21 protein-coding genes are annotated in these 20,963 nt (G+C 42.3%); 12 read left to right on the top strand and 9 right to left on the bottom strand.

Annotated features, from left to right (window positions below; genetic code table 11):
- Nucleotides 1-170: 170 nt before the first annotated feature.
- From OCV29_RS08360 to OCV29_RS08345, 4 genes are all read right to left on the bottom strand, one after another.
- A complete protein-coding gene (locus OCV29_RS08360) occupies nt 171-845 on the bottom strand; it encodes a hypothetical protein (RefSeq protein ID WP_073605963.1) in 675 nt (224 codons plus the stop codon).
- Between the two features lie 131 nt (nt 846-976).
- On the bottom strand, nt 977-2,983 hold the full coding sequence (gene prc, locus OCV29_RS08355) for a carboxy terminal-processing peptidase (protein WP_073605962.1): 2,007 nt from the start codon (nt 2,981-2,983) through the stop codon (nt 977-979).
- 17 nt (nt 2,984-3,000) lie between these two features.
- Nucleotides 3,001-3,627: an RNA chaperone ProQ gene (gene proQ, locus OCV29_RS08350; RefSeq protein WP_073605961.1), complete on the bottom strand. Its 627-nt coding sequence runs from the start codon at nt 3,625-3,627 to the stop codon at nt 3,001-3,003.
- A gap of 105 nt (nt 3,628-3,732) precedes the next feature.
- Nucleotides 3,733-4,203 carry a GAF domain-containing protein gene (locus tag OCV29_RS08345; RefSeq protein ID WP_073605960.1) on the bottom strand — a complete coding sequence of 157 codons (471 nt, stop codon included), beginning with the start codon at nt 4,201-4,203 and terminating at the stop codon, nt 3,733-3,735.
- Nucleotides 4,204-4,504: 301 nt separating this feature from the next.
- Here OCV29_RS08345 and rsmF point away from each other — a divergent pair, with 301 nt between their 5' ends.
- Nucleotides 4,505-5,932, top strand: a complete 1,428-nt coding sequence (gene rsmF / locus OCV29_RS08340; protein WP_073605992.1) for a 16S rRNA (cytosine(1407)-C(5))-methyltransferase RsmF — start codon at nt 4,505-4,507, stop codon at nt 5,930-5,932.
- Nucleotides 5,933-6,044: 112 nt separating this feature from the next.
- On the opposite strand, the gene OCV29_RS08335 is transcribed toward rsmF, so the two are convergent.
- Nucleotides 6,045-6,890, bottom strand: a complete 846-nt coding sequence (locus OCV29_RS08335; RefSeq protein WP_073605959.1) for a CvfB family protein — start codon at nt 6,888-6,890, stop codon at nt 6,045-6,047.
- A gap of 144 nt (nt 6,891-7,034) precedes the next feature.
- Between OCV29_RS08335 and OCV29_RS08330 the strand changes: the two genes are divergently transcribed.
- Nucleotides 7,035-8,348 (top strand): hypothetical protein, encoded by a 1,314-nt coding sequence (locus OCV29_RS08330; protein WP_370737234.1) that lies wholly within the window; start codon nt 7,035-7,037, stop codon nt 8,346-8,348.
- Nucleotides 8,349-8,404: 56 nt separating this feature from the next.
- Here the strand turns inward: OCV29_RS08330 and OCV29_RS08325 are convergent, their stop codons facing one another.
- Nucleotides 8,405-9,304 carry a putative PEP-binding protein gene (locus OCV29_RS08325; protein WP_073605957.1) on the bottom strand — a complete coding sequence of 300 codons (900 nt, stop codon included), beginning with the start codon at nt 9,302-9,304 and terminating at the stop codon, nt 8,405-8,407.
- Between the two features lie 186 nt (nt 9,305-9,490).
- On the opposite strand from OCV29_RS08325, the gene OCV29_RS08320 reads away from it, so the two are divergent.
- The gene (locus OCV29_RS08320; protein ID WP_073605955.1) at nt 9,491-9,973 is read left to right on the top strand and encodes a YajQ family cyclic di-GMP-binding protein; all 483 of its coding nucleotides are present in this window, start codon (nt 9,491-9,493) and stop codon (nt 9,971-9,973) included.
- Nucleotides 9,974-10,079: 106 nt separating this feature from the next.
- On the opposite strand, the gene OCV29_RS08315 is transcribed toward OCV29_RS08320, so the two are convergent.
- The gene (locus OCV29_RS08315) at nt 10,080-11,030 is read right to left on the bottom strand and encodes a precorrin-2 dehydrogenase/sirohydrochlorin ferrochelatase family protein (protein ID WP_073605954.1); all 951 of its coding nucleotides are present in this window, start codon (nt 11,028-11,030) and stop codon (nt 10,080-10,082) included.
- Nucleotides 11,031-11,493: 463 nt separating this feature from the next.
- Here OCV29_RS08315 and OCV29_RS08310 point away from each other — a divergent pair, with 463 nt between their 5' ends.
- From OCV29_RS08310 to OCV29_RS08285, 6 genes are all read left to right on the top strand, one after another.
- Nucleotides 11,494-12,522, top strand: a complete 1,029-nt coding sequence (locus OCV29_RS08310) for an amino acid ABC transporter substrate-binding protein (RefSeq protein ID WP_073605991.1) — start codon at nt 11,494-11,496, stop codon at nt 12,520-12,522.
- A gap of 71 nt (nt 12,523-12,593) precedes the next feature.
- Nucleotides 12,594-13,781 (top strand): amino acid ABC transporter permease, encoded by a 1,188-nt coding sequence (locus OCV29_RS08305; RefSeq protein WP_073605953.1) that lies wholly within the window; start codon nt 12,594-12,596, stop codon nt 13,779-13,781.
- Nucleotide 13,782: 1 nt separating this feature from the next.
- Nucleotides 13,783-14,880 carry an amino acid ABC transporter permease gene (locus OCV29_RS08300; protein WP_073605952.1) on the top strand — a complete coding sequence of 366 codons (1,098 nt, stop codon included), beginning with the start codon at nt 13,783-13,785 and terminating at the stop codon, nt 14,878-14,880.
- Between the two features lie 37 nt (nt 14,881-14,917).
- Nucleotides 14,918-15,676 carry an amino acid ABC transporter ATP-binding protein gene (locus tag OCV29_RS08295; protein WP_073605951.1) on the top strand — a complete coding sequence of 253 codons (759 nt, stop codon included), beginning with the start codon at nt 14,918-14,920 and terminating at the stop codon, nt 15,674-15,676.
- Between the two features lie 264 nt (nt 15,677-15,940).
- Complete coding sequence (locus OCV29_RS08290; RefSeq protein ID WP_073605950.1) at nt 15,941-16,606, top strand: Bax inhibitor-1/YccA family protein; 666 nt, start codon at nt 15,941-15,943, stop codon at nt 16,604-16,606.
- A gap of 136 nt (nt 16,607-16,742) precedes the next feature.
- Nucleotides 16,743-17,072, top strand: a complete 330-nt coding sequence (locus OCV29_RS08285; protein ID WP_073605949.1) for a TusE/DsrC/DsvC family sulfur relay protein — start codon at nt 16,743-16,745, stop codon at nt 17,070-17,072.
- Between the two features lie 22 nt (nt 17,073-17,094).
- Here the strand turns inward: OCV29_RS08285 and yccX are convergent, their stop codons facing one another.
- Nucleotides 17,095-17,370, bottom strand: a complete 276-nt coding sequence (yccX, locus tag OCV29_RS08280) for an acylphosphatase (RefSeq protein WP_073605948.1) — start codon at nt 17,368-17,370, stop codon at nt 17,095-17,097.
- Between the two features lie 176 nt (nt 17,371-17,546).
- Between yccX and OCV29_RS08275 the strand changes: the two genes are divergently transcribed.
- The 3 genes from OCV29_RS08275 to OCV29_RS08265 all read left to right on the top strand — a co-directional run bounded on the left by OCV29_RS08275 (nt 17,547) and on the right by OCV29_RS08265 (nt 20,111).
- On the top strand, nt 17,547-18,740 hold the full coding sequence (locus OCV29_RS08275) for a class I SAM-dependent methyltransferase (RefSeq protein WP_073605947.1): 1,194 nt from the start codon (nt 17,547-17,549) through the stop codon (nt 18,738-18,740).
- A gap of 226 nt (nt 18,741-18,966) precedes the next feature.
- On the top strand, nt 18,967-19,692 hold the full coding sequence (locus OCV29_RS08270) for a DUF554 domain-containing protein (RefSeq protein ID WP_073605946.1): 726 nt from the start codon (nt 18,967-18,969) through the stop codon (nt 19,690-19,692).
- 26 nt (nt 19,693-19,718) lie between these two features.
- On the top strand, nt 19,719-20,111 hold the full coding sequence (locus OCV29_RS08265) for a DnaJ family domain-containing protein (RefSeq protein WP_073605945.1): 393 nt from the start codon (nt 19,719-19,721) through the stop codon (nt 20,109-20,111).
- Nucleotides 20,112-20,321: 210 nt separating this feature from the next.
- Here the strand turns inward: OCV29_RS08265 and pncA are convergent, their stop codons facing one another.
- Nucleotides 20,322-20,948: a bifunctional nicotinamidase/pyrazinamidase gene (gene pncA, locus OCV29_RS08260; RefSeq protein WP_073605944.1), complete on the bottom strand. Its 627-nt coding sequence runs from the start codon at nt 20,946-20,948 to the stop codon at nt 20,322-20,324.
- Nucleotides 20,949-20,963: the final 15 nt, after the last annotated feature.

The raw sequence follows: 20,963 nt of genomic DNA, 5'->3' as shown, positions 1-20,963 counted from the left end.
AGATTCCCTCTCCTCAGAACAGTTCCGGATGATGTGAAGTCTCAGAAAATGAATGGATGACTCATCCAGACTTGAATATACAACCAGAACTACTCTAGATGATTTGCCGGAAATACTCAATTGATATGAAAGGTCTATATAAGATTTCTTCCTGGTGAAAATTTTTTTGCTCAGTAGATACGTTTTAACGTCGCAAGAATGGCTCCATCTTCCAGGTTCAGAACCATTTGATTCGCCTCAAGCTCAAATTTTGCGTCATGTTCGCCATCTTCAAACAGAAAAACCAGATGGTCACTTTCGGTATAATAAACGCCTTGATGAACAACTTCTTTCCCCCGATCATTCTGTACTCTGATTGAAAAAATAAAGTCAGGTTGCAGGATAAGCTGTAATTGTTCAACTCCTGTATCCGTTCTTTCATATCCGGAAATCTGATGACTTTCCCAAACACCAACCAAAGCACGGGAAAGCGCTTTATAAAAAATAACGCCGTTCAGCATCAATTGATTGTGTGTTGCAGAGTATGAATAAACCTGAGGCGTTAATGTTTTAGCTCCGAGAGTTAATGTATTTCCATCTGCTGTATAATCCCCCTCCCAATACTCAACCGAGCTGTCTTTTTTATGAATTTGAACGGCGAACATATAGCTCGACTTCAGCTGCAGCCGTATTGACAGATAATCTTCTGCATCGTTTCCGGACCCGGATAATGTGTTTACCAAATGCCAGTCACCAATTAAAAAAGGGAAATCAAACTGAGTTAAATCTTGCTTATCTTTCTGAATTCCCGTTACCTGACCCGAAAAAACGAGGCAGAGAAGAATAAAATATTTCCCTATATTCATGACAACATCCCCTGCTTTTCTTTAAGCATAGGCACCACTGACAAGAAAGCGAAATGGAATGGTCATAAAAAAGCGGACAGTGTTACCTGTCCGCCTGAAGATGAAAATGATTAATGTTACTTAAAAATAAATCACTTAGAAACAAGAATCATATCAGCAGTGATTGCAACCGCCTCATCAAGATAAGCATCTGGCGCTACATAATCTTTAGGTATATCCTCAAATGCTTTATAAGGTTTTTTATGGTCAGCTTCACGCCGCAAATTCACCCGTTTCAGCTCCCTTACATCAGCTGCTTCACTTTCTTTTTCTCTGACAGCTTCATTTAAAGAAAGTTGATTATCATCCTTCTCTTTCTTATATCTGACGATATCTTCCTGAATGAATTTGAATTCCATATCACTCTGAATACGTTTTTTATGGCGCGCCTCCAGTTGAGCAATCAACTTTTTATAGTGATGCAACTGATGGTAATCCGCTTTTTTAATGCTATCCCATGGCAGTGCGTTATCCTCAACACTTTCACCGGTTTCACTTGGAATAACCGGAGTCGGGAAAGCAATATCAGGCACAACACCTTTATTTTGCGTACTCCCGCCATTAATCCGGTAAAACTTCTGAATCGTGTACTGAACATAACCCAGTGGCTTATCAAATAAGTCATAAATATTATTCAGGGAACGATGCTGTTGTACGGTTCCTTTTCCGAACGAGTTTTCACCTAAAATGACAGCCCGTCTGTAATCCTGCATAGCCGCAGCAAAGATTTCAGAAGCAGAAGCACTATAACGATTGATCAGTACTGTCAGTGGTCCATCATAACTGCTCTTTCCATCCGTATCCGTATTGACATTGATACGGCCATAGCTATCACGCACCTGAACAACCGGCCCTTTATCAATAAACAATCCGGTTAATGCTGTTGCTTCTGTCAATGCACCGCCACCGTTATTGCGTAAATCAACAATGACACCGCCAACATGTTGTTTTTTGAAGTCAGCCAGCAGCTTGTCAGTATCTTTCGACAAACCGACATAAAAACTTGGTACTTCCAGCACTCCGATTTTATGACCGTTATGCTCAATCACTTTCGATTTAACAGCCCGATCTTCAAGACGAATTTTATCCCGGACAATTGTGACAACGTGACTTTTTGCGTTCTTACCTTCCGGCAGAATCTGAAGTTTTACCGTCGTCCCCTTGGGTCCTTTGATCAACTGAACAACATCATCCAAACGCCAGCCAATGACATCAACAATTTCGCCATCTTCCTGACCAACACCAATGATACGATCACCTTCTGACAGTTTGTGGCTTTTATCAGCCGGACCACCAGAAACAAGAGAGCGAATCACTGTATAATCATCCGTCAACTGAAGCACAGCACCAATGCCTTCCAGTGATAAATTCATCTCAGACTGAAATTGTTCCGCGCTTCGTGGTGACAAATAGCTGGTATGCGGGTCAATCTGACGGGCAAATGCATTCATATACAGCTGGAATACATCTTCACTATGGGTCTGAATCATACGCTTAATTGCGTTATTATAGCGATGGCTTAATTTCTCTTTAATTTCAGGCCAGCTTTTGCCCGTCATCTTCAGGTTCAATGCATCACTTTTGACCCGTTTACGCCATAACTCATCCAACTCTTTCTGATCTTTGGCCCAGGGTTCTTTTGACCGATCCAGTTCAATAAACTCATCTTTATCGAACTTTATCTCTTTATCGAGCAATGAAAGCGCATAACGATATCTTTCATATCGTTTTTTTACCGATAAATTATAAACATCGAATGCAATTTGATCATTGCCAGCTTTCAGCTGATCATCCAGTTCTTCAGACCATGTTTTAAACCCATCAATATCTTTCTGAGTAAAGATATTGCGGTTATAGTCGAGTAAACTCAGATATCGATCAAAAATTTTCCGGGAGAAGTCATCATTCAGAATGATGTGCTTATAGTGATTACGCGTAAAGCGGTGAGTTATACGTTTGGTCGCTATCGAATGCTGGGCTTCAGGAACAAGAACCGGAATGTCTTTTTCAGTAACAGAACCAGCATCTGCAGCTTGAGATGAAGAAACTGCCAGTAATAAACCGGCAGCCATTAATGTCAATTTAAAACGGCATTTCATGCGTAGGGATTTCTCCTTTATGCACACAAGTGCTCCGCTTTTACGACCATTTGCAGGCCATTCGCGAGTTGCACGCGCACATCTTCCTTATTAATTTCAACAATGGTCGCAACCATGTTGCCTTTACCCATATTAACCTTTACCTGCCGTCCAGTTGTCAACTCATCAGCATTCAAAGCCCGGGTCTGAACTTTCTTTTCTTGAACACGTCTGGCATTTTTAGGTTTAAACCCAGCTTTTTTTGCTTTTGGTTTATCAGACTTATTGCTCTTACTATTAGGGTTTGCTTTTTCTTTCTCTTTTCGGATAGCCTGAGCTCTGGCTTTACTTTCAGCCAGTGTCGTCTGCGCATGATCAATATGTTCCTGCTCTAACTCCCCACATGGGTTTCCATCCAGGTCAACACGCTCAACACCCGGTTTAACACCGTGCAAATATCGCCATGAAGACGTGTACTGTCTTAACGCAGCACGAAGCAGTGTTTTACTTACTTTCGGGTCATCACTCAAACGATCTGCAAGGTCTTTAAATATGCCAATTTTCAATGGCTTAGCTTCACCTTCCAAAGTAAAGCATTTCGGGAAACATTCAGCAATATACGCAATCACTTCTTTGCTGTTTTTTAACTTTTCGGTGTTATCCATGTGGGTTCCTGGTTAAAACGGTTTTTTCCGCAATACATGAAGATATTTAATGTCCGGGTATTATAGTGTTCTGAATAGGAAAAACCATATTCAGATATCAAATAATCATACGTTAGACTGTGAATTAAGCAGCTTTTCTGTTTCTCTGATCAAATGCGTGAAGCCAAGTTCATCAGATTCAGAAAAACGCCCTTTTACCGGACTATCCAGGTCCAGAACGCCAGCTGGTTTTCCATTCAGATAAAAAGGAATCACTAATTCAGAACGGCTTTCACAGTCACAGGCAATATGCCCTTCAAACGCATGAACATCCTCAACACGCAATGTACGGGATGTTGCAATTGCAGTACCACACACACCCCGCCCAACAGGGATACGCACGCAAGCTGGTTTACCCTGAAAAGGTCCCAGCACTAATTCATTATCTTTTAAAAAATAAAATCCAACCCAGTTCAATCGCTCAATATTCATGGATATCAAAGCTGACAAATTTGCCAGATTTGCAATAACATCAGGCTCGTTTTCGATTAACCCTATCGCTTGCTTCGTTAAAAGAAGGTACTGTTTGTCTTCCATACCTGTTCAGAAAAACCTCATAAAAACTAAATGTAGCTGATACATTTCAATATATGTCAATGAAACAGTAATAACTTTTTAACTTAAATAAAACAAGAGAAAATTAATTTTTATACACAAAGCTCAGGAAACAGACACAGAGATACTCTCAACATCGGTCTACGTTGTGACAGTCACAAGTATGATTGGTTCCTTTTCTCCGGACCGCAATGTTAATCAGTCATCATCCGGCATCTGCCCCATTCTTTTTTTTTGTGATTCCTATATAATTTCTGTCCCATTCACGATTGAGAACATAGTTTTGCACCATAACGTTTATCTCCCGGCAGAATTTCTCCGGGTAATAGAACAGATTCTTCCCTCATCCCTTCACATGGATGATTTTGTCTCTGCCTGCCAGCGCCCGTTGCGAAAAAGCATTCGGGTAAACACGCTGAAAATATCTGTTCATGATTTTTGTAACAGAGCAGAAAATCTCGGCTGGAAATTAGAGCCTGTACCATGGTGCAACTGCGGGTTCTGGATTGATACACAAGACAGCCGGACACCTCTGGGAAATACGCTTGAACATATGTCAGGGCTTTTTTATATTCAGGAAGCCAGCTCCATGATGCCAGTCACTGCACTATTCCACCAGCAGGATAAAACTTTTGACACCGTACTGGATATGGCAGCAGCTCCCGGCTCTAAAACAACTCAAATTGCAGCGCTGATGAATAATGAAGGTCTGGTTGTTGCCAATGAATTTTCAGCAAGCCGGACAAAAGCACTCTATTCAAATATTGAACGTTGCGGGGTCAGAAATTCAGCGCTCACAACCTTCGATGGGCGGGTCTTTGGTAACTGGCTGCCCGAATCCTTTGATGCTGTATTAATTGATGCACCATGTTCCGGCGAAGGAACAGTCCGCAAAGATCCTGACGCAATGAAAAACTGGAGTCAGGAGTCGATTGCAGCCATTACTATCACTCAAAAAGCCTTAATCGAAAGTGCATTTCAGGCACTCAAACCTGGTGGTGTGATGGTGTATTCAACCTGCACTTTAAGCCGGGAAGAGAATCAGCATGTTTGTCAACATTTGAAAAACACCTATGGTGACGCCGTCACTTTTGAATCACTTGAATCCCTTTTCCCGGCAGCAAAAGAAGCCATCACTGAAGAAGGTTTTTTGCATATTTTCCCACAGATTTACGATTGTGAGGGTTTTTTTGTTGCCAGAATTCGTAAAAATAGTGCCGTTCCTTCCGGTGTTGTCAAAAAGAGGCTGGGTAAATTTCCTTTTACCAAAGCAACTGCAACGCAAACATCAGAAATCAGCCGGGCACTCAAAGATTCTCTGGATATAGAGTTTCCTTCAGGTTCTCAGCTATGGCTGCGGGACAGGGAAATATGGCTTTTCCCTGATGTGCTGACATCATTTATCGGGGAATTTAAATTTTCCAGGATGGGCATTAAAGTCGCAGAGTCACACAAAAAAGGTTATCGCTGGCAGCATCAGGTTGTTACTTCGTTAACAACCGGCCATGAGCAGGCATTTGTCGAACTTTCACTGGAGCAGGCTCGTGAGTGGTTCATGGGCAAGGATATCCGCCCTGAAGAGGTTTCACCATCAAAAGGTGATGTACTGATACGCTATCAGAACATCACGATAGGCTTAGGTAAATGGGTTGGAAACCGGCTGAAAAACGGTCTCCCGCGTGAATTAGTCCGTGATGGTAATTTATTTTAAATCTATGATATAAAACCCGATCCTGTATCGGGTTCCTTTTAAGTTTTACAATTTCACAAGTCAATTTTAAAAATATTTACAAAATGAGATTTAAAATATTTTTAAATAGCGATTACGCCTGATCAGATGTCAGGCGAATACCTCCTGATTCAATGGTAATATAACCTTTCTTGTATAATTGTCCAATCGTCTTTTTAAAGGTACCTTTACTGGTTCTGAACACACTGAAGATTTCTTCGGGGGATGATTTATCACACAATGGCAGAAAGCCATCTTTCTTACGCAGTAAATCCAGAATTTTTTCACTCAATTCATCCAGTTTTGCCACACCGATTTTTTGCAGAGACACATCAATTTTTCCATCTTCCCGGATTTGCTTGATATACCCTTTCACCCGTTTACCGACAAACAGGCGTCCAAACACATCTGACTGAAACAACATGCCCCAGTGTTCACCGTTTACTATCGCTTTAAATCCAAACTGGGAACGCTCTGCAATCAATAAATCAACTTTTTGATTCCGGGTATAAGTTGCTGGTGTTTTATCCAGCCATTTATTGAATTTAGTTGTCCCGACAATCCTGCCCGAGGCTTTATCAGTGTAGACATAAACTAAAATAGATTGCCCCGCACTCAAACGCCCTCTTTGCTCACTGAATGGAATCAGAAGGTCTTTCTCCCGAATTCCCCAGTCAACAAATGCACCGGTTTTGTTGATACCAACAACTTTCATCATTCCCCATTCACCAACCTGAGCAACCGGTACTTCTGTCGTTGCAGCCAGCTGGTTGTCAGAATCAAAAAACAGAAAAACATCCATCGGCTCACCCATAACAGGCGGCTGATTCACAAACTTAGCCGGTAGCATAACGGAACCATAGTCTTCAGCATCAAGAAATACACCGAAGTCAGTTTCTTTGGTTACGGGCAGTTGGTTCACTTGTCCAATTCGAATCATTCAATCATCGTCTCACATCAAATTTGCAGAGATTATACGTGATCTCTGATATGCTTTCTTCTTCTGAATGCAATAAAAAACCGGAGAGATGTTTTGATTCTTGTTGACAAACATGATGCCATTACTCTGAAAGTTTCTCATGCGATGTCGAACAGTAAATCATCTCATTTAGACATCTACCTGTTTATTCCGGGCGAGATCAATCTGAATAAAGATGTCATTTCTGAGACAGATTTCTTTTATAACTGTATCAGCCAGAAACGGGCTTACTACAGTGATAAAATACTGCTTCCCCTGATTCACAGCCGGCTTGCACAACGTGGCCGGTTATCTTCCAAGCAATACCGGGTTAGTTTGAGTTTATATGCTTATCAATATGTGATTGCACTGGATAAAGCGGTCAGTGACCTGTCCAACCATGGTGACACTGTCACATCGGAAGAAATCGATCATGTGATAAAACTGTCTTTGGACATTTTGCGCAGACTTCGCCGGACCATCCCTTACGAAGAAACATTAAAGCGCTATTATGCGAACATCGATAATTACCTGTCCTGGTACACTGAACAAAAGTTTCTCGCTCTGGTTGCTCACCTGAACCGGGATCAGGACTATAAAACCATTAAAAACCGGCTGATCACCTTAGCCGAAAAGGAACAGGCCCACCGGGCTCTGAATCACTACAATTCAGCTAAAGCAGATGAAGACATCACCCGTCTCAGTAACAAAATGCGCCTGTTACGGCGACTTATCGAGCATCCGGTGATATTAAAAGAAAATGTGATATCTCTGGGAAATAATGTAAAGCGGGTCGTCAAAGGCACTGCTACCGGTTTTATTATGCTGTTCGTCACTTTTACTGTTATCTCAGCCCGAAATTTTTGGGGAGAAATTACAGTGTCATTTTTAATCGCGATGTCCTTTATTTACGCACTCAGGGAAATTTTTAAAGATGATTTAAAAAGCATGCTATGGCGATGGCTCCGGAAAGGCAAACCAAAATGGAAACGCCGCTATCAGGATCCAAATACCGGCAAAATTATCGGGCAAAAACTGGAATGGCTCGATTATCAACCCTTGTCATCGATTCCGGACAGGATTCAAAAAATCCGCAAAAAAAGAATTGTTCAGCGGGAAGAACAAATCCTGCGCTATCAGTCAGAAACCCAAATGTCCACATCCAGATTTATGAGTGGCTATGAAGAAACCAAAGAGACAATACTTATCGATTTCAGAGAAATCACCCGTCTGTTTGATAAAAACACCAACCGGATATATCGCCTGTCGAATGGGCAGGTCAGCAAAGAAAAAGTAGAAAAAAGGCATTTGATTAATCTGATTGTCAAAGAAAATAACTTTGTTGGTCAGCCCACTTACTACCGGTGGAAAATTGTTTTAAACCGCAGCAAAATCGTGGCAATAGAACCCATTGAACTGGAAGAAGAACTGAAAAATTAGCAGGCATTCATAATGCCTGCTCATCATTTTTTCTGAGGACAGATCGAGGCTGACACTTAGTAGGTGTAAAGAACATCAGCCTGCAATTTTTCTTTTGCATATGACTGAAACTCTGGATGTAATTCAAATGACTGAATCACGACAACCGCATTTTTTTTCACCCGGTGCGCTGATTTAACCACCATATCAATCAGAGAAGTGACCGACTCACTCTCAGGTTTACACAGGTGAGACAGCGCCTCATTGTATTTGTCGACACCTAAAGTAAACTGTGTCAGATGATCAACATGAACAACAACGCCATCAAAATAGTGAAGCAGGCGCTCTGACAACAATGCTGCGGAAGGTACATCACATGAATACAGCACCTTCAGGCCATTCAAACCTCTTGGCAGCCCATGTTCCGCCAGGCGATCAATCATTGCGGCAGCATCACTGAGCGTCCGGACAAACGGAACAACAATCTCAACCGGAATGCCCTGTTGACGCAATCGCCGGATCACTTCACACTCATAAGAAAAATGTTGCGCCTGATGTTTTGCAACTAAACGGGAAACACCACGACATCCCATTGCCGGATTGACTTCTTCAGGTTCAAAACGCCCACCGATTAATGATCGGTATTCATGGCTATCGGCATCACTCAGACAAATCCGAATCGTTTTATAACCGGCAGAATCAATCATTGTTGTAATTTGTTCAGCCAATACGGACACAAAGTGCTCACCGACCGTTTTTCCATCCAAAATACTCTCAAGAGACTTTTTCTCTGTTTCATCCAGCTCTGAGAGATGAGCCTCAATACCGGGATGATAAAAAATCGCCTCTGCGACTAAGTCTGACAACGATACATAAAGATGAGGAAAAGGACCGGATTGATGCTGAGAAGCAGCAGGCAGCACATTACCAAAGGCTATTGGATATTCACTGGCATTTTGAGGATGCTCAATGCTCATTATGACTCCATATAATGATTAATAAACACAGACTGTTGTCGAACATACCGATTGAACCTGATAAATACAAGCAAAGGACCAGGATTTATCGATCTATAAGTCAAAATCTGCATAATAGTGTCAATCAACACTTCAGGCAGTTGTGGTTCTGCCTGAAAAAAATTGTTAACCGACAGGAGCATTCTCATGCCATCTTTTGACATTGTCTCAGAAATTGACTCAGTTGAACTTCGTAACGCCATTGATAATTCCAACCGGGAGCTTGCAACCCGTTTTGATTTCCGTAATGTTGAAGCAACGTTTGATCTGAAAGAGAGCACAGCAAAACTATCAGCTGAAGATGACTTTCAGCTGAATCAAATGATGGATATTTTGCGTGGTAACCTTGCTAAACGGGGTGTAGATGCCAATGCAATGGAAATAAAAGATGCCATCCACTCTGGTAAAAACTGGTACAAGGATGTGGAATTTAAGCAAGGGATCGACTCTCTGACTGCAAAAAAACTGGTGAAATCCATTAAGGATCAGAAGCTCAAAGTTCAGGCATCAATTCAGGGAGAAAAAATCCGGGTCACCGGCAAAAAAAGAGATGATCTCCAGCAGGTGATCGCATGGATAAAGTCTGCTGATTTTGAGCAGCCATTTCAGTTCAACAACTTCAGAGATTAATTTTTACTTCATTGGTTCCTTTGTTATTCATTGATTTCTTTGTTAGTTAAAAGCATAGCGGCTTCTGCCCGCAGACCATAGCCGCTATCGAAATCAGCATAAAAGCTCAATAATTTTTGAACGCCCCCGGACCAAAATAGCGATCGCCTGCCTCAGGCAGTCCAGTCAGAAGTCCGGCATGCTGCTCGTGCACAAATACACAAATATATCGATTCTGTTTCCTCTCTTTTTTCAGTTCCTGTGCTAATGTCTGCGCATCGGTGTAAACAGAACGTCCTGCATCCCGCCTGCATAATTCAAGACACTCAGGTTGAATTTGCTCAGGATGCAACACCAAATCTGCTTTTTGCATAAACCTGAGTGCTTTGACCGGAAGCAACTCAACATCCTCATCATATATCACCCAGATGACTTCATTGACCGGCAACTCCGGTTCTGAGAGTAATTGTTGATACCGCAATTCCAGCTGTGATAAGTCCGACGCATCCATGACTTGCTTGTCATCAAAAAAACGTTCCCAGAAAGCCCGCCTGCCGTCAATACCAGAGATGTCAGACTTGATCTGTTCACGTTTCTGACCACCAAATTCGGCAAGCAATGAAAGGTTTTGAGGTAAGACCGATTCGACAGACTCGCGTAAATTACGGATTAACACAGGGGAAGCGCCACCGCTGGATATCGCAATTTGAATTTTTCCCCGAACCATCATCGAAGGCGTGATAAAGTCACAATAAGGCTGATCATCGACCACATTCACCAGAATCCCTGCTTTTTTTGCATCTGCATGAATCTGATGATTCAGGCTGGTATTATCCGTCGTTGCCCAGACCTGAATATACTGTTCGCTGATTAACTGGCTTTGATAAGGCTGTTGCAGCCACCGGATCTGTCCTTTTTCAACCAGATCATGGAGAAAAGGCACAATTTCCGGAGAAACCAGAGTTACCTGCGCATTCACTTTGATTAAAGCTTCTACTTTCCGGCTGGCCACTTCCCCTCCGCCAACCACCAAAACAGCTTTATCTTTCAAATCTAAAAAAATTGGAAAATATTGCATTACACCATTAACTCTATATTTACATCGCCAATGACCTATACTAACAAAAACAGTGCAGAGAATTTACTGAAACAGCATATCTTAAAAATGATTCGTCAAAATAAATTCGAAAGGTGGATTATTATTTTAAATAAAATACAAATATCAGATTAAAATTTCAAAAAAGTTAAATTACAAAACACATAGATACTGTTGCACTATTATGGTTATTGGTTGCACTATTTACATTTAAATAACAATTCGCCATGCTAACCAATGTCGGGTTAATGATTAAACTGTAATTACTTATCAGGTAATCAATAAACAGTCATTCACGAACTCACTGATGGTGATGATGGTGTTGCCACTTTACGGTGCAACCTTTCGTACGAATAACAAAACCAGCCATTACGGGAAATCATCGAAAATTGAATTTTTGCATCAGAATCAACTGGTGTCTATGGAACAGACAGGAAGGATACTCATGGCGAACAAATTAAAATTACTTACGTCAATCGTTGCAGCATCAACAGCTTTGATGGCAAATTCCGCTTCAGCAGCAGAAAGCACTCTGGATAAAGTGCTCTCTCAGGGATTTGTAACTTGTGGGGTCAGTACAGGTCTCCCCGGCTTCTCTAACCCAAATGCCAAAGGCCACTGGGAAGGGATTGACGTTGAATATTGTCATGCTCTGGCAGCAGCCGTACTGGGAGACAAAAATAAAGTTAAATTTGTTCCTCTGACTGCAAAAGAGCGTTTCACCGCCCTTCAGTCCGGTGAAATTGATGTTCTGTCGCGCAATACGACATGGACATTGCAACGGGATACAGCGTTGGGTCTGAATTTTGTGGGTGTCACCTACTATGATGGCCAGGGTTTTATGGTGAAAAAAGACCTTGGTGTCAAGACTGCCAAAGAGCTTGATGGTGCATCCGTTTGTATTCAGTCAGGTACGACTACTGAACTCAACCTTGCTGACTATTTCCGCAAACAAGGCATGAGTTACAAACCCGTTGTATTCGATACATCAGCCCAAACCGCAAAAGGATTTGATGCCGGACGTTGTGATGTTCTGACTTCTGACCAGTCTCAATTATATGCATTACGTGTCAACCTGAAGAAGCCATCATCAGCAACTGTTCTGCCAGACATTATTTCAAAAGAGCCTTTAGGTCCTGTCGTCCGTCAGGATGATGACAAATGGTTCAATGTAGCGAAGTGGACATTATTTGCACTGGTGAATGCCGAAGAATATGGTATTACATCAAAAAATGTGGATAAGATGAAAAAGTCATCCGATCCAAATATCAAGCGTATCCTTGGTCTTGACGGACCAAAAGGTTCCGGTTTAGGGATTCGCGATGACTGGGGTTATCAAATCATCAAGCAAGTGGGTAACTATGGTGAAGTATTTGAAAGTTCAGTCGGTTCTGGCTCACCACTGAAAATCTCCCGCGGTGTGAATGCCTTATGGAATGAAGGCGGCTTCATGTACGCTCCACCAATCCGTTAATCACATAAAACCTATGGGCGGAAACAATTCCGCCCTTATCTGAAAAATGGATTTCTGAGGTCTTTTGAGGTATGAAACACCCCGAGAATAGTCAATCCAGGGGATTGGCGCATTTATTTTATAGTCCAACATTCCGGTCGGTTGTATTTCAGATTATTGCAGTACTTGCATTAACATTCTTTGTCTACACTATCGTTAACAATGCATTAACAAACCTGAATTCACGGGGCATTACAACCGGATTTGATTTTCTGGATCAGCCCGCAGGGTTCGGTATTGGGCTCTCGCTTATCGATTATACAGAAACGGATACATATGGCCGGACCTTTGTTGTTGGTCTGATGAATACTATTCTGGTTTCTGTCATCGGTATATTTTTCGCGACAATTCTTGGCTTTATTTTGGGAATTGCCCGTTTATCCACCAACTGGCTCGTTAGCCGCTTCGCTGCAGTTTACATTGAAATTTTCCGGAATGTACCACTGCTGCTGCAAATTCTCTTCTGGTACTTTTCTGTTTTGGGCGCTTTGCCGGGCAAACGACAGAGCCTGTCTCTCGGAGAATCAGTCTATCTGAATATCAGTGGCCTGTTTATTCCCAAACCAGTTTTTGAACCTGGTAGCGGATGGATATTCATCGGTCTTCTGTTTGGCGTGATTGCTGCAATTTGTATAAAAATCCGTGCAAACGAAAAACAAAAACTTACAGGACAGCAAACACCTGTCTTTCTTATCAGTACCTTGTTTATTGTCGGATTACCGTTAATCGTGTTCTTTTTGACGGGTAAACCTATCTCTGCAGACTACCCTGTTTTGAAACGATTCAACTTTCAGGGCGGGATCGAGATCATTCCGGAATTTGTTGCTCTTTTGATTGCGCTGAGTGTATATACCGCAGCCTTTATTGCAGAAATTGTGCGTTCAGGCATCAATGCTGTCAGCCATGGTCAAAGTGAAGCTGCCATGTCTCTGGGATTACCGCGCAGTAAAACGTTAAAGCTGGTCGTGATACCCCAGGCAATGCGCATCATTATTCCGCCCCTGACCAGCCAGTATCTGAACCTGACTAAAAACTCATCACTTGCAGTGGCTATCGGCTATCCGGATTTGTTTAACATTTTTGCCGGAACCACACTCAATCAGACGGGACAGGCGATCGAAGTCATCTCAATGACCATGGCCGTTTACTTGACTTTGAGTCTCACGACCTCGTTCCTGATGAATATGTATAACAGTAAAGTTGCGCTCGTGGAGAGATAATATGAAAGTTCATCAATTTCAGCCCGATCTGCCACCACCAGGCAATACAACCGGCCTCGTCGGCTGGATGAAAAAAAACTTATTTAACAGTGCAGTTAACTCCGTATTAACACTGGTTATTGCCTATTTTGCAATCAAAGGGCTGTATCATGTGATTGACTGGGCCATTTTGCAGGCAGACTGGATTGGAGAAGACCGCAATGCATGTACAACAGGTGGTGCGTGTTGGGTTCTTGTCTATGTCCGGTTTAATCAGTTCATGTTCGGTTTTTATCCTGAAGCAGAGCTGTGGCGTCCTGAGTTTTTCTACGCAACACTGGCGATCCTTATCGGATTACTGGCCTGGAATAAAACACCGAAACGTGGCTGGATTTGCCTGTTTACGATTACCCTTTATCCGGTACTGATGGCAGGCCTGTTACATGGCAGTATGTTTGGATTACCGGTTGTAGAAACCTATAAATGGGGCGGATTACTGGTCACTCTGGTACTTGCATTGGTTGGGATTGTCGCTTCCTTACCCATCGGTGTTTTACTTGCTTTAGGTCGTCGTTCTCACATGCCAGTGATTCGGAGCCTGAGTACAGTCTATATTGAGATGTGGCGTGGCGTCCCTCTGATTACCGTCCTGTTCATGGCTTCAGTGATGCTGCCACTTTTTATGGCTGAGGGTTCAGAAACTGACAAGCTGATCAGAGCTTTGATTGGTGTCACACTCTTTAGTGCAGCCTATATGGCAGAAGTAATTCGTGGTGGCCTTCAGGCGATTCCTAAAGGGCAATATGAAGCAGCAGATGCATTAGGGTTAAATTATCCGAAGAAAATCGGATTAATCATCATGCCTCAGGCATTAAAGATTACGATTCCTTCGATAGTGAATACATTTATTGATTTATTTAAAGATACAAGTCTGGTTCTCATTATCGGTATGTTTGATGTACTTGGTATTGGTCAGGCAGCGAATACAGATCCGGCCTGGTTAGGCTTTTCTACTGAAAGCTATGCATTTGTTGCTTTAGTTTTCTGGGTGTTCTGTTTTGGTATGTCCAGATACTCCATCTGGCTGGAAAATAAATTACATACCGGGCACAAAAGATAGAGCCGGAAAGACAGGAATTTAGTTTTAAGGATGACAAATGAAGCAGCAGAACTCAGACAAAGAATTAATGATTCAGATTAAAGATATGAACAAGTGGTACGGAGAGTTCCACGTCCTGAAAAACATCAACCTTGATGTAACACGCGGTGAAAAGATCGTGATATGTGGCCCATCCGGCTCTGGAAAATCAACCATGATTCGCTGTATTAACCGGCTTGAGGAACATCAGAAAGGTGATATTATCGTCAACGGACATGCTTTGACAGAAGATTTAAAAGATATTGAAGCCGTCCGCCGGGATGTCGGTATGTGCTTTCAGCACTTTAACCTGTTCCCTCACCTGACAGTTCTGGAAAACTGTACACTGGCGCCGGTTTGGGTCAAAAAAATGTCCAAAGAAGAAGCAGAAGCTCAGGCAATGAAGTATCTGGAGCGGGTCAAAATACCGAATCAGGCCAATAAATATCCGGGCCAGCTATCCGGCGGACAGCAGCAGCGGGTTGCTATTGCACGCTCCCTGTGCATGAGTCCTCAGATCATGTTGTTTGATGAGCCAACCTCAGCACTGGATCCGGAAATGGTCCGGGAAGTTCTGGATGTCATGGTAGAACTGGCAGATGAAGGGATGACGATGCTTTGTGTGACCCATGAAATGGGATTCGCCAAAGAAGTCGCTGACCGGGTGATATTTATGGATGCCGGTGAAATTATTGAAGAAAATAATCCTGAAGAATTCTTTGGTAATCCGCAATCAGACCGGACACAAGATTTCCTTTCTCAAATACTGCATCACTAAATTCACCTTTGGATCATTTGTACATAAAACCACAAGAGGCATTCATGTGATATGAATGCCTCTTGTGGTTTTACTCACTGTTTTTTATATAACTTAAGTCCGGATGCGTATATACTCTTACAGAAAGATTGTGTTACAACTTTGTTTCGGCATTTGTGTCATCTTTTGATTATGATAGAGACATAAAACCAGCAGAATGAAATTCAGAACTTTCAGGCTGATGACTGGTCGAATAAACAGGCAACAAGACATACGAGGAAAAGTATGAATAGTCCGATATATTCAAGTTCAACGGGTCAAACCCGCGCTTTACAAACAAATAAGGTTCTCAGAAATACCTACGCATTGCTGTCAATGACCCTGCTGTGGTCTGCGATTGTTGCAGGCGTTTCTATGGCGATGAATCTTCCTTATCCTGGATTTCTCATCACAATTGTTGGTTTCTATGGTTTACTTTTCTTAACAGAAAAGAACCGCAACAATGGCATGGGACTGGTTTTCACTTTTCTGTTTACCGGTTTTATGGGGTATACGCTCGGTCCGATTCTGAATGTATATATCAGCAATGGCCTGGGCGATTTGGTCCTGACCGCATTGGGCGGTACTGCCCTGACCTTTATGGCAGCATCAGCTTATGCACTGACCACCAAACGTGATCTATCCTTCCTGGGTGGATTATTAATGGCCGGGTTTGTGGTTCTGATTGTTGGTATGATTGCAAACATCTTCCTGCAATTACCAGTGATATACCTCGCGATGAGTGGTTTATTTATTCTGTTTTCTACCGGTGCTATCCTGCTGACAACACAGCAAATTATCCGCGGCGGTGAAACAAACTACATCTCAGCGACAATCACGCTGTATGTATCTATCTATAATCTGTTCCTCAGCCTACTGAATATCCTCAGAGCATTGAGTGGAAACGATTAATATCACAGACAAACTGTGAAGCGTAAGCCCGGATAACCTCTCCGGGCTTTTTTATTTTCACATTTTTTATTTTTCATATTGCGAAATCAGCATCACTTCGTTAGCCTGTGCCCGGTTTGATAATGAAGAGGTCGTGATGTTCGAATATAATGGTTCAATGATCGAAACGGATAAAGAAGGCTATCTGCTGGATTATACACAGTGGGAACCCGCAATGATCGGCACTCTGGCTGAACAAGAAGGCATTGAACTGACAGAGTCGCATTTGGAAGTGATCCATTTTGTGCGCAAATTTTACGAAGAATATAAAACAGCACCGGCGATTCGTATGTTGGTCAAAGCGATGGAAAAAGAGTACGGGCCAGAAAAAGGCAGCAGTAAATATCTGTTTAAATTATTCCGTCAGGGACCAGCAAAACAAGCCACTAAGCTGGCAGGCTTGCCGAAACCGGCCAGGTGTCTGTAACAGACGATTGATCTGTAACAGCCTATTGAATGGCAAACCCCTGGTAAATTTTATCGGTTTTTAACTCCGTTCTGCTCACCGCTGTCACATTTGCTCCCGGTGAGCCCTGATGCAACCATTCGAATAATTGTTCCAGTCTGGATGCATCACCGCTTGCAACTACTTCTACATCTCCGTTATTGAGGTTTTTTGCATACCCGGTCAAGCCCAGCTTCATCGCTTTATGTGATGTGTAATAGCGAAATCCAACACATTGAACGATACCTTTCACTACATAGATTTCTGTTTTCCTGACCATAAAACACCTCCATCTGTGTATAGTTTGTTCATTTTTCTGTCGCTAACCACTTCTTATAGTATGCACTAAATCCAATGGAGTTCGCACGGATATCAGCAGGAATTCAAAGACAGCAATTGCTTTTCGGTACAACATCAATAAAAATACCGCTTCTTATTTTTACCCGGAAAGCTTTAATGACAATTTCTCTTACGCTGGCTAAAGGCCGTGAAAAATCTCTTATCCGACGTCATCCCTGGGTTTTTTCCCGTGCAATCGAACAAATTAACGGCACCCCGGAAGCAGGACAAACCGTCGATATCTACAGTCATGATGGCCGGTGGCTTGCAAAAGCAGCCTACTCCCCTCATTCACAAATCCGGGCCAGAGTATGGAGCTTTGAAAAAAGAGAAATTGATACCAATTTTTTTGTTGAACGCATTTCCCAGGCACAGTTGCTCAGAGAAGAAGTTATTCAACAAGGAAAGCTTACGGGTTACCGCCTTATTGCTGCCGAATCCGATGGCCTGCCCGGTATAACCATTGACCGGTATGATAACTATTTAGTTTGCCAGTTCCTGAGTGCTGGGGCTGACTATCAGAAAACTGTTATTGTCGATGCACTACGCAAATGTTTCCCGGCAATCAATATTTATGAAAGATCTGATGTTGCCATCAGAAAAAAAGAAGGACTCAAGCCGACAACCGGACTTTTGCATGGAAACATGCCTTCTGACCCCGTAATCATTGAAGAAAACGGTATCAAAATCAGTGTAGATATTGTTAACGGTCATAAGACAGGATTTTATCTCGATCAAAGAGACAGTCGCTATCACGCCATGAAATATGTTAAAGATAAAGAAGTCTTGAACTGCTTTTCTTATACCGGTGGATTTGGACTGTACGCCGCTAAAGGCGGCGCACAAAGAATAATCAATGCTGATGTATCACAGCACGCGTTAGAAACAGCTAAACTGAACGCAGAACTGAACCAGTTTGATACATCGAAAAAACGCATGGTATTTCTCAATGCGGATGTATTTAAACTTCTCAGAGAATATCGTGACCAGGGAACCCAGTTTGACGTTGTCATTATGGATCCCCCCAAATTTGCAGAATCAAAAGCACAGTTAAATGGTGCGTGCCGCGGTTATAAAGACATCAATATGCTGGCCATGCAAATTTTAAAACCTGGCGGTACACTTTTAACCTATTCATGTTCAGGGTTGATGGATCAGACACTGTTCCAGAAAATTATCGCTGATGCAGCCCTTGATGCCAAACGTCATGTAAAATTTATTGAACGATTTGGACAAGCGGCAGATCATCCGGTTGACAGCACTTACCCGGAAGGTTTTTACCTGAAAGGATTCGCCTGTAAAGTATTTTAATTCACACTTTCAAAACGTTTTTTTGTGATCAATTTCTCCTTATCTCTTTTTATTTTGATAACAAAAGTATAGAATAAGCACTCTGATGCGATATTTCCTTGTTTACATCCTCTTGTTTCATAAGGAAATATCCTCCCTTAGCTCTCGCTAAGTCCCACATGCTACAACATCACTCTTTCCGTGGTTGTTTTAATTTCAACATGACGTAAATGATAAAGGATATTCGATGATAGGTCCTGTTATTAACTCTGCTGCGATAATTATCGGCAGCGGAGTTGGCGCACTGTTCGGGGATAAAATCCCATCTGATATACAAAAAAGAATGCCCATTGTTTTCGGGTTTGCTTCTATGGGCCTTGGCATAGCCATGGTCATGAAACTCAACTCTCTTCCGGTTGTCATTCTGACCCTGTTAATCGGAACAATTATTGGTGAACTGATCCAGTTAGAAGAAAAAATTACTGTTCTTGCCGGAAAGCTCAAACAACTGGTTGAAAAGTTCACACCGCCACAAAATCCGACAATACAACAAAATGAATACATGGACACATTTATCTCAATTCTGATTCTGTTCAGTATGAGTGGCACAGGCATTTTTGGCTCAATGAATGAAGGCGTTACCGGAGATGCGTCCCTTTTAATCGTCAAATCTTTTCTGGACTTTTTTACAGCGATTATTTTTGCGATACGTTTGGGCCTGCCCGTTGCAACTCTGGCTATTCCACAGTGTCTGATCCAGTTAATTCTGTTCTTTTCAGCCAGTGCATTGCTGCCATTAACCGATGCAAAAATGGTGGCTGATTTTTCTGCTGTAGGTGGCTTAGTCATGTTTGCAACCGGATTCAGAATTTGTAATATTGTCAGCTACCCTGTCGCCAATATGATCCCGGCTCTGATTCTTGCGATGCCAGTCTCTGCATTGTGGGCAGGTATAATGATCCAATTCCATTAATTTTTATTCCGGAAACAGGCAGTGCAATGCAATCGTTAATCGATCAGCTGGCTGAGCAAAGCATTCAGTCTTCAATCCAACAGGGTGAATTAGAAAACCTCAGAGGTCAGGGAAAGCCTCTGGCACTTGAAGACTTACGCATGGTCCCCGAACATTTACGCACAGGGTACCATGTGTTGAAAAATGCGGGGTTTCTTCCCCCGGAGCTGGAACAAAGGCAGGAAGCGCTGAAAATGTGTGATCTACTGTTTTCTCTGCAAAAGCAGGACAACAAATACCTTGATGAAGACAACCGCTCTGCGAAAAAAAAGACCCTGGATAAAATCAAGAGACTTGAGCTGAAAATGCAGTTAGCCGGGATGGACACACAATTCATCCATCAATATCTGGCTCGTTTGGGACAACAGAATAAAACCTGAGTTCTTTATTCTTTATTCTTTATTCTTTATTCTTTCCAGAGCTTGTTTATCTTTCATCGACGTTCCTGCTGGAGTCTATTTTTTACTCTGGTAAGGCCGAAAATTCAGAGAATAGCCGTCTATATTTAACATTTGCCAACGCGGTCAGGGTAAAAAATGGCCCCAGCCCTTCAGGCAACTACAGGTTAGGCGGTGAAAGATATACCAGCTCTAGGCCTGATTTAAAGGTAAATCACTGGACAGTATCAGCAAGCACCCAGCCTTAGACATCTCATAAAATGCCACATCATCATCTCCGGGCCGTTGATTCACCCCGCGACACGCATCCTGAATAACATATGTTTTAAATCCTAATGAAACAGCATCAAGCGCGGTATACTGAACACAGTAATCTGTTGCCAGACCAACAATATACAGTTCATGCTTATCACAAGAAATTAATAAATCCGCTAAGCCAGTTGACTTTTGCTTATGATTGTCAAAAAAGCTGCTATAACTGTCAATTCCGGGATCAGTGCCTTTGTAAATCACCGAGTTAATCCTGTCAGTATCAAGCCCTTCGATAAAATCAGCCCCTTTCGTTCCTTGCACACAGTGATCCGGCCACAAAATTTGTGGTATTCCGTCAAGATCTATCACATCACCCGGCGTACGCTGGTGACTGGATGCAAAACTGGCATGTCCCTCAGGATGCCAGTCTTTTGTTGCAATAATAAAATCAAAGAAAGGCATGATTTGATTAATCACAGGCACAACTGCTTCACCTTCAGGTACAGCTAAAGCACCCTCAGAAGAAAAATCATTCTGTACATCAACAATAATTAAAGTTTTATTCATTGAACTTCTCCATTG

Source organism: Vibrio aerogenes (assembly GCF_024346755.1).
Taxonomy (GTDB): domain Bacteria; phylum Pseudomonadota; class Gammaproteobacteria; order Enterobacterales; family Vibrionaceae; genus Vibrio; species Vibrio aerogenes.
The sequence above is the reverse complement of the archived record's forward strand: the minus strand, read 5'-3'. Positions and strand labels throughout refer to the sequence as shown.